Below are 15,251 nucleotides of genomic sequence, written 5' to 3'. Positions count from 1 at the left end.
CATGGACCTGGGACTTTCCGGGCGGGCGGTCGTGGTGACCGGCGCCAGTTCCGGTGTCGGGCTGGCGACCGCCGCGATGCTGCTCGCCGAGGGCGCGCACGTCGCCGCGTGCGCGCGGGACGGCGTGCGGCTGGAGAAGGCACTCGCCGACCTGCCCCGCGCGGCCGGCGCCCGGCTGCACACCGCGGCGTGCGACGTCCTCGACGCCGGCGACGTGCGCCGGTTCGTCACCGGCGCCGGCGAGGAGTTCGGCGGGCTGGACGGCGTGGTCAACAACGCCGGGCGCTCGCTGATGGCGCGGCTGGCCGAGACCAGCGACGAGCAGTGGCGCGACGAGCTGCACCTGAAGATCTTCTCGGTGCTGCACGTCGTCCGCGCCGCGCAGCCGTGGCTGCGGCCGGGCGCGGCGGTGGTCAACGTCAACGCGATCCTGTCCCGCCAGCCCGAGCCGAAGCTCGCCGCGACGTCGGCGGCGCGGGCGGCGCTGCTGAACCTGTCCAAGACGCTGGCCGCCGAGCTGGCGCCGGAGGTGCGGGTCAACTCGGTGTGCCTCGGCCTGGTGGACACCGGTCAGTGGCGGCGCCGGTACGAGCAGTCCGGCACCGAGCTGTCCTGGGCGGAGTGGACTTCGGAGCTCGCCGCGGACCGGGGCATCCCGCTCGGCCGGCTCGGCACCGCCGAGGAGGTCGCCTTCCCGATCGTGGCACTGCTGTCACCGCACGCGTCCTACATCACCGGTTCCGCCCTCGACGTCGGTGGCGGCGTCGCCCGATACGTCTGAGGAGACACTCGTGACACACGGCAACGGCGGGGACCTGCTCGCCCAGATCCTGATCGACAACGGCGTCGACACGGCGTTCGGCATCGTGAGCGTGCACAACCTGCCGCTGGTGGAGGCGATCGCGGCGCGGCTGCGGTTCGTGCCGGTCCGGCACGAGGCGGCGGCGGTCAACGCGGCCGACGGGTACGCCCGAGCCCGCGGCGGGCTCGGGGTCGCGATCACCAGCACCGGCACCGGCGCGGGCAACGCGGCCGGGTCGCTCGTGGAGGCGCTGACCGCGGGCAGCCGGGTGCTGCACGTGACCGGGCAGATCGACTCGCCCTACCTCGGGCAGGGGCGCGGGGTCATCCACGAGACACGCGACCAGCTGGGCATGCTCACCGCGGTGTCCAAACACGCCGCGACCATTTTTTCGGTGGCCGCGGCGGAGGACGTGCTGCGACGGGCGGTGCGCGAGGCGCTGTCCCTCCCGAGTGGACCGTCCAGTGTGGAGTGGCCGATCGACCTGCAGTACGCGCGGCACGACGTGGTGGCTCGCGCTCCGGAGGTTCCGGCGCCGGTGCCGCCGCCGGACGAGGACGCGCTGGCCCGGGCCGCCGAGTTGATCGCCTCGGCGCGGCGCCCGGTGATCTGGGCCGGCGGCGGCGCGGTGGACGCGCGGGACGAGGTGCGGGAGCTGGCCGAGCGGCTGCAGGCGCCGGTGTTCACGAGCAACTCCGGGCGGGGCACGCTGCCCGAGGACCACCCGCTGGTGGTCGGCAACTTCGCCACTGCCGCGGAGGACCTGCTGGCCGGGGCGGATCTACTGATCTCGGTCGGGACGCACTTCCGGTCCAACGAGACCAAGCACTACCACCTGGCGCTGCCCGCGCGGCACATCCAGATCGACGTCGACCCCGCCGCCCTGGGCCGGGTGCACCCGGCGACGGTCGGGATCGCCGGGGAGGCCGCGGTGGTGCTCCGGCGGCTGCGGGGCGGGTCCGGCGATCCGGAGTGGCGGGCGCGGGCGGTGGCGACGCGGTCCGCCGTGCGGTCGCGGCTGCGCGAGGCGATCGGCCCGTATGGAGAGATCTGCGACGCGATGCGCGCGGGGTTGCCGCGGGAGTCGGTGATCGCCCGGGACGTGACGATCCCGTCCAGCCAGTGGGGCAACCGGCTGCTGGACATCTTCGACCCGCGGACCAACCTGTTCCCGGTCGGCGGCGGGATCGGGCAGGGCCTGGCGACGGGCATCGGGGCGGCGCTGTCCGGCCGCGACGCACCGACGCTGGTGATGGCCGGGGACGGCGGGCTGGCCGTGCACCTGGGCGAGCTGGGCACGCTGGCGCAGGAGAAGCCGTGGCTGGTGCTGGTGATCTTCAACGACGGCGGGTACGGGGTGCTGCGCAACATGCAGGACCACCACGGCGGTGCGCGGGCCGGGGTGGACCTGTACACGCCGGACTTCTCGCGGCTGGCGCAGTCGCTGGACCTGCCGTACCAGCTGGTGAGCAAGCCGTCGCTGTTCGCGGAGGCGCTGGAGAAGGCGGTCGCGCAGCACGGCCCGTCCGTGATCGAGGTCGACGTGACCGCGCTGGACCCGGCGCCGCGCCCGTTCGTCCCGCCGGTGCCCGTCCCCCGGGAGGACTGATGACCGTCCCGATGGGGCCGCCGAGGCGACCAATCGAGCGGAATGCCCCCGCGGCCACGCACTCCACTCCCGCCGACGGCGGCCCGCGGCACGGCCCCGCGCCGGCCGGCCGCGCCCCCGACCGCACTCGCATCCCCGGGACGGCGGCCCCACCGCCCCCGCGCCGGGTCATCGCCAAGGGCGCTGCCCCCACCCGCGCACGGCACACGGCACCACCCACAACCCCCGACCCAGCCCCACGCCGAGCCACCACCAAGCGCCCTGTCCCCACCCCCACCCGCGCACGGCACACCCCACCACCCACGACCCGCGACCGAGCCCCACGCGAGGCCACCACCGAACCCCACCCCGACGGGGCGCGGCCCGCAGCCCCCGGCCCGGTCCCCTGTCACCCGGCCGCAACCCCACTCCCGGTCCCAGCCCTGGAGCGCCCATGACCGTCCCGGCGACCAGCCACCACCACGGACACGCCCCTGCCAACCGGCGCCGCCGCGTTCTCAAGACCGCGGCTCCCCTGCTCGTGCGCTACCCCGCCGCCGACGTGCGCGCCGCCGTCGTCGTCCTGCACGACGAGCGGGGGCTCACCGCCGAAGCCGAGGACGCCTGCCGAGTGCTCGCCGAGTGCGGCTACCTCGCCGTCGCGCCGCTGCTCTACTACGACACCGGCGGGCGGGTCTTCCCGCGCGGCAACTTCGCCGCCCTCGAGCCCGACGACCTCGCCGCCGACGTGGCCGGCGCGCTGGACCACCTGAGCCGCCGGGCGGGGGTTCCGGCGAGCGCCTTCATCGGGCTCGGCCAGGGCGCCCACCTCGCCGCCTGGGCCGCCGCCGCGCACGGGCTGCGCGCCGCCGGCGTCGGCCCGCGCGAGGGGCCCTGGCCGGACCTCCCCGAGCTGCCGGTGCTCGCCGCGAACCTGGGCGGGTCCTGGCTGTCCCTGTGTGACGAAGCCGACGCCTGGGACGAAGCAGTGCGATTCCTCGATTCAGCCCGCACACTATTGCCCGACGAGGAGACCGAATGAGCATCGACGCCACACCCGCAATGACGCAGGGTGACATCGCCGCGCGGCTGGAACGGCTGCCGATGTCGCGCTGGCAGATCAGCGTCCGCCTGCTGATCGGCATCGTGACCTTCTTCGAGGCGTTCGACCAGCTGCTGATCGCCTACACACTGCCGGTGCTCTCCCGCGAGTGGGGCCTGTCGGCGGCCACCAGCACCGCGGCGCTGACCATCGGCTCGATCGGGATGCTGGTCGGCGCGCTGGTCTCCGGCTGGGCCGCCGACCGGATCGGCCGGGTCCGGGTCATCGCGATCTGCGTCGCGGTCAGCGCACTGTGCAGCGCAGGCATGGCGGCCTGCGACTCGCTCACCCCGTTCCTCGTCCTGCGGTTCGTGCAGGGCCTCGCGATCGGCGGTGAGGTGCCGACCGCGGCCGCCTACATCAGCGAGATCACCCGCGCCCACAAGCGCGGCCGGTTCGTGCTGCTCTACGAGGTGGTGTTCCCCGCTGGCCTGGCGGTGAGCGCGCTGGTCGCGGCATGGCTGATCCCGCTGTGGGGCTGGCGCTCGCTGTACCTGCTGGCCGCCGTCCCCGGCCTGATGGCGTTCGTGATCCTGCGCAAGGTGCCGGAGTCGCCGCGCTGGCTCGCCTCCCGCGGCAAGTACGAGAAGGCCGCCGCGGCGATGGCGACGATGGAGACGAAGGTCCAGCGCGCCACCGGCGAGCCGCTGCCCGCGCCCGCCGCCGCGGTTCCGGTCACCGCCCCGCAGCAGCGCGGCAACGCCCTGCGCGACCTGTTCGCCGGCCGCTACCGCCGCCGCACGCTGACCGTGTGGACGATCTGGTTCGTCGGCTACCTCGCCAACTACGGCATCACGTCGTGGCTGCCGACCATCTACCGCGGCGTGTTCCACCTGCCGCTGGGCCAGGCGCTCTGGTACAGCACCGCGACCTCGGCGGCCGGCCTGGTCGGCTGCGTGCTGGCGGCGCTGGTGATCGACCGGATCGGGCGCCGGGTGGTGCTGGCCGCCGGGCTCGGCGCGACCACCGCGATGCTGGTGGTGCTGGGCGCGCTCGGCGCCGGGTCGCCGGTGCAGCTGCTGGTGTGGTCGTCGCTGGCGGCCGTGTTCAACTTCGCCGTGAACATCAGCCTGTACCTGTACACGCCCGAGCTGTACCCGACGCGCAGCCGCGCGCTGGGCTGCAGCCTCGGCGGCGTGATGAACCGGCTGGGCCTGATCCTCGGGCCGATCCTGGTCGGCGCGGTCTACGCCGGCGGCACCGCGCTGGGCTCGGTGTTCCTGCTGATCAGCGGGATCACACTGGTCGGCGCGATCGTGGCCGCGGTGTTCGCCGAGGAGACCCGCGGTCGCACGCTGGAGGAGATCGCGCCCTGACTGGCGATGGGGTGCCGGGTTCGCCCGGCACCCCGCCGCGGCGCGGTTTTCACGCTAGGTTCGGCCCATGGCCAAGGGCGAGGCGGTGGAGCTGGAGGCCGGGAACCACACGGTGCGGATCTCGAACCCGCAGCGGGTCTACTTCCCGGCGCGGGGCGAGACGAAGCTTGACCTGGCGCGGTACTACCTGTCCGTCGGCGACGGGATCGTGCGCGCGCTGCGGGAGCGGCCGTGCATGCTGCACCGGTTCCCGTCCGGGGTGAGCGGCGACAAGGTGCACCAGAAACGCGTGCCGGCCGGGGCGCCGCCGTGGCTGGAGACGGTGCGCGTGCACTTCCCGCGCTACAACCGGCACGCCGACGAGTTGTGCGTGACCGAGGTGGCGCACGTGATCTGGGCGGTGCAGATGAGCACCGTGGAGTTCCACCCGTGGAACTCGCGGCGCGCGGACACCGAGAAGCCCGACGAGTGGCGCATCGACCTCGACCCCGGCCCGGAGGCCGACTTCGCGCGGGTGCGGCGGGTGGCGCACGTCGCGCACGAGGTGCTCGACGAGCTGGGCGCGACCGGGTGGCCCAAGACGTCCGGCGGCAGCGGCCTGCACATCTACGTGAGGATCGAGCCGCGGTGGGGGTTCAGCGAGGTGCGACGGGCGGCGCTGGCGTTCGCGCGTGAGGTGGAGCGCCGCGCACCCGACGACGTGACGACGACGTGGTGGCGCAAGGACCGCGACCCGGCGCTGGTGTTCGTCGACTACAACCAGAACGCGCGCGACCACACGATCGCGAGCGCGTACTCGGTGCGGGGCGTGCCCGAGGCGACGGTGTCGACGCCGATCGCGTGGGACGAGGTGGACGACGTCGAACCGGGCGACTGCACGATCGCGACGGTCCCCGCCCGGTTCGCGAAGCTCGGCGACCTGCACGCCGGCATCGACGACACCGCCTACTCGCTGGAGACGCTGCTGGAGTGGGCGGACCGCGACGGGCTGGAGTGAACACGGTCGGCACGCGGGTTTTCGCGGCGGTTCGGCGCGGAAGCCCGCGACAGCCTCGGACTGACCGCAACCGGACAGGCGGTACGCCTCACCTCGAGCACCCGGTACAAATCTGGGGAGCGAGAGGGGCGCAGGATGAACAACCGGGCACTGGCCGCGCGTGCCGAGGCCGCCGGGCTGGGGCGGCTGGTCCGCGTGCACCGGCCGTTCCGGGAACCGGTCGCGGGCGCGATGCTCGCCGGCATCGGCGTCGTCCCGGCCGGGATCGCCGCCTTCTACCTCGTCCTCAACGACTCGCCGGCCTGGCGGTGGGTCGTCCTCGGCTACGGGGCGCTGCTGTGGGCGACGGCGGCCTGGTCGTGGTGGGGCCCGGTGCCCGGCGGCCGGTGCTGGTTCGCCTCCGCCGAGCGCGGCCTCCTGATCTGGCCGCAGGGCGAGGAGCCGGTGGCCGTGCGGTGGGAGCGGCTCGCCGCCGACGGGACGGAACTCGTCTGGGACACCGGCTCACAGCGGGTCGGGACCGTGTGGGCCCGCACCGAACTGCTGCGCACCGCCCGGACCGGGCGCCCGTACCCGCCCGCGCGGACGCCCCGGCTCGCCATCGCCGCTCTGTCCGTGGCGCTGTCGGCCGTGGTCGTGTGGTTCACCGCGGTGCCGCTGGCGCTGGAACTCGCCTTCGGTGAGCAGCCGAGGGAGATCACCGACCTGGCCCGCCTGTGCACGGGCGGCGCGCCGTTCGGCCAGGCGCCCGCCTACACCGGCCCCGGCCCGCACGCCGTGGCCGTGTACGAGGGCTCCGGCTTCCCCGAGTACCTGCAGGGTTTCGCGGAGACGGACCAGAACTGGCCGCCCGCCGACGAGGTGCAGCTGGTCGGGTGCAGCCGCCTGATCGGCCAGGCCCAGCCGGCCGCGATCCGCACGTGCGAGTACGAGGACGGCTCCTCCCTGGTCACCTACCAGGGCCGCTGGGCGGTCACGGTGTTCGAGGCGCGCACCGGCCGCCGGGTCGCGGAGTTCACCGTCGACGGCGCCCCCTCCCGGAGTGACTGCCAGCCCACCATCCTCGTGCCCTCCGGCAGCCGGGGCAACGACGACACCGACTACTCGGCCCCCGAGGACGCCGCCTTCGCCGCGCACCTGACTCCGCTGGTGCACGCCGAATAAGGATCGCCCGGCCGGGTAATCCAAGCGCTCACCGACCGGAAGGACCGGAGATGAGCACCGACGACAAGGCCCAGAACAAGGCCGAAGAGCTCAAGGGCAAGGCGAAGGAAGGCCTGGGCAAGGCCACCGGCAACGAGCAGTGGGAAGCCGAGGGCAAGGGCGACCAGGGCAAGGCCGACGTCAAGCAGGCGGGCGAGAAGGTCAAGGACGCGGCGAAGGACGTGTTCGACCGCTGACCTCGGTGGCACCCGCCACAACCGGCTGTACGCATGGCGGCCGATGAGTTCAGCATGCGTACATGAGACTCGACGAGGAGATCCGCGCGCCACGGTTCGAGCGTCCGCCGAAACCGGTCGCCGGGCCGCGGCGCGTGCGCCGGGACCTCACCGGCACCACCCTGACCAACGGCGTGATCGGCCTGGTGTTCTCCGCGACCGGGCCGATCGCGGTCATCCTCGCCGTCGGGGTGCAGGGCGGCCTGACCCCGGCGCAGCTCGCGTCGTGGATCTTCGGCGTGTTCTTCCTCAACGGCATCCTCACGGTGCTCGCGTCGTGGCTGTACCGGCGGCCGCTGGCGTTCTTCTGGACCATCCCCGGCACGGTCGTCGTCGGCGGGTCGCTGACCCACCTGACCTGGCCCGAGGTGCTGGGCGCGTTCGTGGTCACCGCGCTGCTGATCCTGGTGATCGGCCTGACCGGCTGGGTCCGCGCGGTGATGGCCGCGCTGCCGATGCCGATCGTCATGGCGATGGTCGCCGGGGTGTTCCTGAAGTTCGGGCTCGACCTGGTGACCGCGCTCGGCGTGGACCCGGTCGTCGCGGTCCCGATGGTCGTGGTGTTCGTGCTGCTCAGTGCCCTGCCCGCGGCCGGGCGGCGGCTGCCGCCGATCCTCGGGGCGTTGCTGGCGGGCGCGGTCGCCGTGGCGGTGTCGGGCCGCTTCACCCTCGCCGGTTCCGGCTGGCTCGCCGAGCCGTTGCTGCAGGCGCCCCGGTTCACCTGGCCCGCGCTGCTGGAACTGGTCGTGCCGCTGGCCGTGACGGTCCTGGTGGTGCAGAACGGCCAGGGCGTCGCCGTCCTGAAACAGGCCGGGCACGAGCCGCCCACCAACGTCGTGACCGTCCTGTGTGGACTTTGGTCGCTGCCGGCCGCGGCGGTGGGCGCGGTGTCGACGTGCCTGACCGGGCCGACGAACGCGCTGCTGGTCGCCTCGGGCGAGCGGGACCGCCAGTACACGGCGGCCGTCGTGTGCGGGGCGGGAGCGGTGGTGACCGGCCTGTTCGCGCCGGCCTTCGTGCGCCTGATGCTGGCGACGCCGCCCGCGTTCATCGCGGTCCTGGGCGGGCTGGCGATGCTGCGGGCGTTGCAGAGCGCGTTCGTCACGGCCTTCCGCACCCGCTTCACGCTCGGCGCGCTGGTGGCGTTCCTGGTGACCGTGTCCGGCGTGCAGCCGTTGAACATCAGCTCCGCGTTCTGGGGCCTGGTCGCCGGGCTGGCGGTGTCGTTCCTGCTGGAGCGCGGCGACTTCCGCTCATGACCGCCGCCGGGCGGCCAGCTCCGCGCGCGAGCGGATGCCGAGCTTGGCGTAGATCCGGGTCAGGTGGTACTGCACCGTCTTGGTGGACAGGAACAACTCCGCCGCGACCTCCCGGTTGGACAGTCCGCTCGCGACCAGCTGGGACACCGCCTCCTCCTGCGGGGTCAGCTCGTCGAACCCGCGGCCGCGCGGCACGTGCACGCCACCGGCCTTCAGCTCGCGGTCGCAGCGGGCCACGTACGTCGAGGCGCCCAGCGCGGTGAACGCCTCCCGCGCGGTGCTGATCACCGCGTCGGCCTCGCGGCGCTTGCCGGCCCGGCGCAGGATCTGCCCGTAGGCGAAGTTCACCCGCGCCAGGTCGTAGCGCAACGGCAGGTCCTCCAGCAGTTCCAGCGCCTCGTCGAACGCCGCCCGCGCCCCGTCGACGTCGCCCTGCGTGCCGAGCAGCCGTCCCCGCGCCGCAGCGAGCCGGGCGCGGGCCGAGACGCGCCCGCGTTCCGCGGCGAGGCGTTCGTGCGGCGCCAGGAACGCGTCCGCGTCCGCGGTCTTGCCCTCCAGCACCAGCGCGTGCGCGTACATGTCCGCCCACGGCCACAACCCCGGCTCGTCGATGCTGCCGCCCGCCCACGGCATCGTCAGCGGCCGCAACGCCCGCAGCACCCCGGCCGCGTCCGCACGCGCCTCCGCGACGTGCGCCCGCGCCAGGCAGGACGGCACCCGCATGATCTCGTAGTCCTGCGGCCCGGCGTCGGCGCGGCGCAACGCCTCCTCGGCGCGTTCCCAGTCGCCCCGCAGCGCGTGCACCGCCACCGCCGTCCACGCCAGCAACGGCCCGGCCAGCACGATCCCGGAGCGGTCCAGCAACGGCTCCGCCTCCGCAACCGTGCGCAGCGCGTCGTCCCACTCCCCCGTCAGGAACTGCGCCCGCGCCAGCCAGCCGCGCGCCCACAGGGAAATCCGGGTCGAACCGCCGAGGAACGTCGTGGGCACCGAGATCTCCAGGTCCACCCGCGCCTCGTCGATGGCGTCGACCATGAGGTTCAGCCAGCCGCGGCCCATCTGGATGCGCTGCGCCTGCGCGCCGTGCTGCACGCGTTCGGCCAGCTCCGCGTACCCGGCGAGCGCCTCGTCCGGCCGCCCGCTGCCGGCCAGGCCCAGCCCGCGGATCGCCGCCGCCTCCACCGCCGCCGGGGCGTCGGCGGGCACCAGCGAGATCGCCCGGTCCGCCCACCGCACCAGGTCCTCGGCGCGGCACCGCGACAGCGAATGCAGCACGTAGCGCTGGCAGATCAGCGCCGCGACGTCCGGCTCCCGGCCGGTGTTGACCAGCCCCCAGGCCCGGCCCAGCCGGGTCTCCGCCTCGGCGGCGCGGCCACGCACGATCGCCAGGTAGCCCAGGACGGCGTTGCGCAGCGGCGTTTCCCGCAGGCTCTCCACCTCCGGCACCAGCGCCGCGGCGGCGAAGGCGTCCCCGGCGCCGATCAGCGCGTCCACCGCGCGGGTGAGGCGGCTTTCCCGCTTCAGCCGGTCGTCGGTGAGGCGGCTGGCGTCGGACAGCAGCGAGGCCGCCACGCCCCACGCGCCCTCGGCGGCCCGTTCCGCGGCCAGCTCGTCGAGCCGGTCGGCGACGGCCGCGTCCGGCACCGGGGACGCGGCGACCAGCAGGTGCATGCGGCGGACCGGGTCCTCGATGAGGTCCGCGGCCCGGCGGTGGGCGTCCGCGGCGGCGGCCGGGCCCATCGCGGCGAGCACCGCGGCCCGCACCATCGGGTCCGGCGGCCCGGCCTCGGTGAGGCCGTGCGGGGCGAACTCGGCCAGCCCCGCGGCGCAGGCCTCGTCGAGCAGGGGCAGCACGTCGCCGTCGACCCCGGCCAGCGACGCCGCGTCCCGCACCGCGGTGCCCGGTCCGAGGACCGCGACGGCCTCGACGAGCCGGCGCGCCTCGGGCGAGCAGGACGCCAGACCCTCGCGCACGCGCGCGGCGACGGCGGCGGGCGCGGGCAAGTCCGGGTCGAACCGCGCCCACGTCGACCGCGGCACCTCGGCGAGCAACTGCACGACGTGGCGCGGGATGCCGCCGGTGTGCCGCCAGAGCCGCTCGGCCATCGACGGGTGCAGCAGAATTCCGTGCGCGGCGGCCAGTTCGCCGGTCTCCGGCGCGGTGAGCGGTTCCAGGCGCACCGTCGTGGTGGCGGCCCGGTGCAGCAGTTCGAGCGCCGCCGCGGGCACCCGGTGGTCGCCGCTCACGCAGGTGGCGACGACGAGCGGCCGGGCGTCGCGGTCGTGCCGGACCGTGGAAACCAGCGTGCGCAACGACTCCAGGTCCGCCCACTGCGCATCGTCCACAATCACCACACCGTCGGCACCGCCGAGCTGGGCGAGCACGCCACCGGCGCGGCCGGTCTCCCACGGCGCCCCGGCCGCGCGCCGCACGCCGTCGCAGCGGGCGGCGAACTCGTCGGCCAGCGCCGTCCTCCCCACCCCGGCCGGGCCGGTGACCAGCACGAACGCCGGCGCCGCCACGCTCTCCAGTGCGGCGAGCGCGGCGGCGCGGGCGATCAGCTGCGGGCGACGGTGGACCACATGGTCACTCTAGGCGGGCTCCGGCGCGACGGCGGCCACCGGAACCTCGGCGTGCTGCGCCCGCGGCACGAGCGCGGTGACCAGCGCCGCGGCGAGCGCCACCCCGGCGAAGATGTAGAACGCCGTGGTCCCGCCGAGCCCGGCGCCGACCAGCAGGCCGCCGATCACCGGGCCCACGATCCCGCCGAGCCGTCCGAAGCCGGCGCACCACGCCACGCCCGCGGCCCGCGCCCGCGTCGGGTAGTAGTTGGACACCAGCCCGTAGATCAGCACCTGGGTGCCGATGGTGCCGACCCCGGCCACGGCGACCGCGAGCAGCAGCGCGCCCAGCGGCAGGTCCAGCGGCAGCAGCGCGAGCGTGAGTGCGGCGAGCACGAACGTGGTGACCACGACCCGCTTCGCGCCGGCCCGGTCCGCCCACAGCGACGCCAGCAGGCCGCCGATGATCGCGCCGAGGTTGAGGACCAGCAGGAAGGTCAGCGAGTAGCTCTTGCCGTACCCGTTGTCCGCCATGATCTTCGGCAGCCACGTGTTCAGCCCGTAGGTCAGCAGCAGCCCGGCGAAGCTCATCAGCCCGAGCAGCGCGGTCGGCCAGGCCAGCGCGCGGGTCGCCAGCGCCGGGAATCCCACGCGGTCGGTCACCGGCGGCTCGGCGACCAACGGCACACCGGTCCGCTCCGACACCGCCCGCGCCTCGTCCACCCGGCCGCGGGCGGCGAGCCACTTCGCCGACTCCGGCAGCTTGACGACCGCCAGCGGCAGGACCAGCACGATCGGCAGCGCGCCGACCCAGAACAGCCCGCGCCAGCCGACGGCGTCGGCCAGCACGATCGCCAGCAGCGACGCGAGCACGCCACCGGCGGGGACTCCGCTGTAGACGATCGCGTTGAGACGGTTGCGCCGCCCCGCGGGCGCGAATTCGGCCACCAGCGCGCCGACGGTCGCCACCAGTGCGCCGACGCCGATGCCGGTGAAGAACCGGCCGAAGCCGAAGGCGGTGGCGTTCTGAGTCAGGGCGGTCAGCCCCATGCCGATCGAGAACCAGGCCAGGTTGACCAGCATGATCTTGCGGCGGCCGATCCAGTCGCCGAGGCTGCCCGCGGCCAGCGCCCCGACGAGCACGCCGATCAGGGCGTAGCTGCCCAGCGCCCCGGCCTGGCCCGCGCTGATGTGGCCGAGTTGGGAGGGATCGGCGAGCAGGGTGGGCAGAACGGTGCCGTAGACGACCAGGTCGTACCCGTCGAAGACGAGGGCGATCGTCGACAGGGCGACCACCCAGGACACGGTGCGCCGGCGCTTCGTTGCGACGGTGTCGGACATGATGGCTCCCGGTGTGGGGTGGGGAGGGCAACGGCGGCCCCGGGCGGGGCGGCCGGGTTCAGCCGAGGTCGCCCCCGGCCACCGGCAGGACGGTGCCGGTGATGTAGGAGGCCTCGTCGGAGGCCAGGAACGTGATCGCGGCGGCCTGCTCGTCGAGCGTGCCGTAGCGCTTCATCAGCGAGGAGTTCACGGTCTGGTCGATGTGCGCCTGGAACCAGGCGCGCTCCTGCTCGGTTTCCAGCGCCGATCCGCCGCGGCTGATGCGGCGGGGCGGCGCCTCGGTGCCGCCGGGCGCGGTCGCGACCACCCGGATCCCGGCGTCGGCGTACTCCAGCGCGAGCGAGGCCGTGATGGCGTTGATGCCGCCCTTGGCCGCCGAGTACGGGATGCGGTGGATGCCGCGGGTGGCGGCCGAGGAGACGTTGACGATCACGCCCTGACCCCGCGCGGCCATCGACGGCAACGCGGCCCGGCACGAGTACAGGGTGGTCATCAGCGACCGGCGGATCTCGGCGTCGATCTGGTCCGGGGTGAACTCGGTGAACGGCTTGAACCAGATCGCACCGCCGACGTTGTTGACCAGCACGTCGATGCGCCCGTACCGGGCCAGCGCCGCCTCGGCCACCGCCTGCGCGCCCGCCCAGGTCTCCAGGTCGGACAGCACCGGCAGCGCCTCGCCCGTCAGCTCGTCCGCCACGTCCTTCACCAGGTCGGCGCGGTCGGCGAGGACGACCGTGCCGCCCTCCGCGCTGATCCGCCGCGCCACCCGCTCCCCGATGCCCTGCGCGGCGCCGGTGACCACGACGACCTTGCCGTCGAACCGGCCGGGGCTGACGAACCGCGGCCGCCGCGCGGCCTTCTTGTCGTCCATCGCCCGGCGCATGGTGGTCTTCGAGCGTTCGGCGTGCTCGGCGACCAGGCGGCGCGCGGCAGTCCGGTCCCCCGCCTCGAACGCGGCCACGATGTCCAGGTGGTCCTGCGTGCAACGGGGGTGGCACCAGGTGGCGTCGCGCAGGGTTTCGGTCATGTGCCCCTTGACGCCGAGCGCGTGGTAGGCCTGCAGGAGGTGCTCGTTGCCGGTCAGGGTGAACAGGTAGTCGTGGAAGGCCGCGTTGGTTTCGGTGTAGGCGGCGGCGTCGAGGAACCGGTCACCGTCCACATAGGGCACAGTGGCCTCGGCGAGCAGGCGGTACCCGGCCAGCTGCTGCGAGGACAGGCGACCGATCGTGAGCTCCACCGCGCCCAGCTCCAGGGCCTGGCGCGCCTCGAACACGGCGTCCGACTCGTGCACCGACGGGTGCTCCTCGCCGATCTCGTACCGCGCGGGTTCGGTGAGCGGGGCGATTTCGGCCTGCGGCAGCATCTCCTGCCCGGCGATGGCGCGGGAGGCCGTTGGCCGCACTGGCTCACCGGGGTCGAGCGTGCCGCCGGTGCCGCCGGGCCAGATGACCTGCCCGGCGATGGCCCGCCGGGCCTGGCCTTCGTCGGGGATCGCGCCGCCGCGCAGCGGCGCGAGCTCGGCGCGCGGGAAGATCGCCTGCCCGGCGATTGCCCGCCGGGCCTGGCCTTCGTCGGGGATCGCGCCGCCGCGCAGCGGCGCGAGCTCCGCGGGCGGGAAGATCGCCTGCCCGGCGACGGTCCGGCTCGCCCCCGCGCGCTCCGGCGAAGGGGACGCGGATACCGGAACGGCGGGGGCTTCCGGCGCCGGGGGCGCCGGGGTCTGGACGGCGGCGGGGCGAGGCGGGGCGGTGGCCGCAGTCACGGCAGCGGCCGGTGCGGCGCCCGCCACGTCGGCACCACCCACCGGGGCGGCCGTCGTCTCCCCCGCGGGGGCGGAGAGCGCGAACTTCTCGTAGTAGAAGCCCGTCGGCTGCACACCGGCGTCGGTGAAGTGCTTGCGCACCGCCTCGACCATCGGCGGCGGGCCGCACAGGTACACGGCGACGTCGCCGCCGTGCAGGTGCTCGTCGCGGATCAAGCTGGTCACATAACCCTTGTTCGGGGCGCTGGAGTCCGGATCGGCGACGCAGTAGTCCCACGTGAGCCCCTCCACCTCGGCGGCCACCGAGGCGAGCGTGTCCAGCTCGACCAGGTCGTCGTCGGTGCTGACGCCGTACACCAGGTGCGCCGGGCGCGACGATCCGCAGGCCCGCATCGCCCGCAGGATCGACAGGATCGGCGCCAGCCCGGTGCCGCCGGCCAGCAGCAGCACCGGACGGCCGGTCTCGCGCAGGAAGAAGCTGCCGTTCGGGCCGGTGAAGCGCAGCTCGTCGCCGGGTGCGGCCCGCTCGGTCAGGTAGTCCGACATGAGGCCGCCCGGCGTGAGCTTCACCAGGAACGTCAGCTCCTTGTCGTCCGGCGCGTTGCTGAACGAGTACGAGCGCGTCTGGCCCGTGCCGGGGACCTCGATGTTGACGTACTGGCCGGGCAGGAACGCGAGCTTGTCGCGGTCCGGCGTCTCCAGCGTGAGCGCGACCGTGGTGGGCGACAACCGGTCCAGCGCGGTCAGCGTCGCCGGGTAGGTCGCCGCCTGGGTTTTCGCGACCGCTGACGTGCTGGCGATCTGCAGCACCAGGTCGGAGCGCGGCCTCATACTGCACGGCAGCACGTAACCCCGGGACGCTTCGTCCGGGGACAACGCGTCGTCGATGTAGGTGCCGCCGTCGTAGTCGCCGGATTCGCAGAACGCCTTGCACGTCCCGCACGCCCCGTCGCGGCAGTCCAGCGGGATGTTGATGCGCTGCCGGTAGGACGCGTCGGCGACGGTTTGGTCCGGCTCGCACTTGATGAAGCGGGTGACACCGTCCTCGAAGGACAGTGCGACCTGGAAAGCCATGACGCCTCC

11 protein-coding genes are annotated in these 15,251 nt (G+C 74.3%); 8 read left to right on the top strand and 3 right to left on the bottom strand.

From position 1 onward, the window contains the following. The first annotated feature begins 1 nt into the window (after nucleotide 1). From L2C96_RS30170 to L2C96_RS30135, 8 genes are all read left to right on the top strand, one after another. A complete protein-coding gene (locus tag L2C96_RS30170; RefSeq protein WP_237338607.1) occupies nucleotides 2-781 on the top strand; it encodes an SDR family oxidoreductase in 780 nt (259 codons plus the stop codon). A gap of 10 nt (nucleotides 782-791) precedes the next feature. Next, complete coding sequence (locus tag L2C96_RS30165; protein WP_237338606.1) at nucleotides 792-2,411, top strand: thiamine pyrophosphate-binding protein; 1,620 nt, start codon at nucleotides 792-794, stop codon at nucleotides 2,409-2,411. Nucleotides 2,412-2,844: 433 nt separating this feature from the next. Continuing rightward, the gene (locus L2C96_RS30160; RefSeq protein ID WP_272883441.1) at nucleotides 2,845-3,432 is read left to right on the top strand and encodes a dienelactone hydrolase family protein; all 588 of its coding nucleotides are present in this window, start codon (nucleotides 2,845-2,847) and stop codon (nucleotides 3,430-3,432) included. Next, entirely contained in the window at nucleotides 3,429-4,808 is a 1,380-nt protein-coding gene (locus L2C96_RS30155; protein ID WP_237338604.1) for an MFS transporter, read from the top strand. Before L2C96_RS30160 ends, L2C96_RS30155 begins: the two co-directional genes overlap by 4 nt. A gap of 67 nt (nucleotides 4,809-4,875) precedes the next feature. Then, nucleotides 4,876-5,805 (top strand): non-homologous end-joining DNA ligase, encoded by a 930-nt coding sequence (gene ligD / locus L2C96_RS30150; RefSeq protein ID WP_020418948.1) that lies wholly within the window; start codon nucleotides 4,876-4,878, stop codon nucleotides 5,803-5,805. A gap of 135 nt (nucleotides 5,806-5,940) precedes the next feature. Next, nucleotides 5,941-6,969, top strand: coding sequence for a hypothetical protein (locus tag L2C96_RS30145; RefSeq protein ID WP_237338603.1), 1,029 nt, complete (start codon nucleotides 5,941-5,943; stop codon nucleotides 6,967-6,969). Nucleotides 6,970-7,019: 50 nt separating this feature from the next. Then, nucleotides 7,020-7,205 (top strand): CsbD family protein, encoded by a 186-nt coding sequence (locus L2C96_RS30140; RefSeq protein ID WP_020418946.1) that lies wholly within the window; start codon nucleotides 7,020-7,022, stop codon nucleotides 7,203-7,205. A 62-nt stretch (nucleotides 7,206-7,267) separates the two neighbouring features. Further along, nucleotides 7,268-8,503: a benzoate/H(+) symporter BenE family transporter gene (locus L2C96_RS30135; RefSeq protein ID WP_237338602.1), complete on the top strand. Its 1,236-nt coding sequence runs from the start codon at nucleotides 7,268-7,270 to the stop codon at nucleotides 8,501-8,503. Here L2C96_RS30135 and L2C96_RS30130 read toward each other — a convergent pair. Genes L2C96_RS30130 through benC form a run of 3 tightly spaced genes read right to left on the bottom strand, consistent with a single transcriptional unit; the run spans nucleotide 8,498 to nucleotide 15,242 of the window. Continuing rightward, nucleotides 8,498-11,086, bottom strand: a complete 2,589-nt coding sequence (locus L2C96_RS30130; protein WP_237338601.1) for a LuxR family transcriptional regulator — start codon at nucleotides 11,084-11,086, stop codon at nucleotides 8,498-8,500. The genes L2C96_RS30135 and L2C96_RS30130 overlap by 6 nt on opposite strands. 9 nt (nucleotides 11,087-11,095) lie before the next feature. Next, the gene (locus L2C96_RS30125) at nucleotides 11,096-12,406 is read right to left on the bottom strand and encodes an MFS transporter (RefSeq protein WP_237338600.1); all 1,311 of its coding nucleotides are present in this window, start codon (nucleotides 12,404-12,406) and stop codon (nucleotides 11,096-11,098) included. Nucleotides 12,407-12,464: 58 nt separating this feature from the next. Next, nucleotides 12,465-15,242: a benzoate 1,2-dioxygenase electron transfer component BenC gene (gene benC / locus L2C96_RS30115; protein ID WP_272883440.1), complete on the bottom strand. Its 2,778-nt coding sequence runs from the start codon at nucleotides 15,240-15,242 to the stop codon at nucleotides 12,465-12,467. Between the last annotated feature and the right edge of the window lie 9 nt (nucleotides 15,243-15,251).

The sequence above is a fragment of the Amycolatopsis tucumanensis genome, assembly GCF_021654135.1.
In the GTDB taxonomy this organism is placed as follows: Bacteria; Actinomycetota; Actinomycetes; order Mycobacteriales; family Pseudonocardiaceae; genus Amycolatopsis_E; species Amycolatopsis_E tucumanensis.
Note: the sequence above shows the minus strand (reverse complement) of the source record. Positions and strands in the feature narration are given on the sequence as shown.

Coding starts and splice junctions, on each gene's coding strand:
- L2C96_RS30145 (WP_237338603.1), top strand. CDS start 5,941: ATGAACAACCGGGCACTGGCCGCGCGTGCCGAGGCCGCCGGGCTGGGG.
- ligD (WP_020418948.1), top strand. CDS start 4,876: ATGGCCAAGGGCGAGGCGGTGGAGCTGGAGGCCGGGAACCACACGGTG.
- L2C96_RS30170 (WP_237338607.1), top strand. CDS start 2: ATGGACCTGGGACTTTCCGGGCGGGCGGTCGTGGTGACCGGCGCCAGT.
- L2C96_RS30135 (WP_237338602.1), top strand. CDS start 7,268: ATGAGACTCGACGAGGAGATCCGCGCGCCACGGTTCGAGCGTCCGCCG.
- L2C96_RS30155 (WP_237338604.1), top strand. CDS start 3,429: ATGAGCATCGACGCCACACCCGCAATGACGCAGGGTGACATCGCCGCG.
- L2C96_RS30140 (WP_020418946.1), top strand. CDS start 7,020: ATGAGCACCGACGACAAGGCCCAGAACAAGGCCGAAGAGCTCAAGGGC.
- L2C96_RS30125 (WP_237338600.1), bottom strand. CDS start 12,406: ATGTCCGACACCGTCGCAACGAAGCGCCGGCGCACCGTGTCCTGGGTG.
- benC (WP_272883440.1), bottom strand. CDS start 15,242: ATGGCTTTCCAGGTCGCACTGTCCTTCGAGGACGGTGTCACCCGCTTC.
- L2C96_RS30160 (WP_272883441.1), top strand. CDS start 2,845: ATGACCGTCCCGGCGACCAGCCACCACCACGGACACGCCCCTGCCAAC.